This window comes from Yokenella regensburgei ATCC 49455, from assembly GCF_000735455.1.
GTDB lineage: Bacteria > Pseudomonadota > Gammaproteobacteria > Enterobacterales > Enterobacteriaceae > Yokenella > Yokenella regensburgei.
Map to the genome: position 1 here is coordinate 1 of NZ_JMPS01000056.1, position 275 is coordinate 275.

General features: G+C 58.5%; 1 pseudogene. It reads right to left on the bottom strand.

Annotated elements, in window-relative coordinates:
- A pseudogene (locus GYRE_RS14340) lies at positions 1-275 on the bottom strand (acyclic terpene utilization AtuA family protein); the annotation flags it as partial.

Here is a 275-nt window from a genome sequence, read left to right on the forward strand (position 1 = left end):
TGGTCGCGAGCTTAAAGGTCAGCCCCTCTTCCTGCGCGATTCAAGAACGATGTCGCGGCACCAGGAAAGGTGCGAGATAGCACCGGAACCGCCTGCGGTACCGACAACCACCGGAATGTTGTTGGTCACACCGGCACGGATCATGTAACGCAGGTCGCGTTTCACCCCTTCACGATCGGTGAACGGTTTACCGGAACCCAGATAATGCGGGCCCGGATCCGACGATCCGCCGTCAACCGCGATCAGATCGGGTTTTTCCAGCATCGCACGATGAA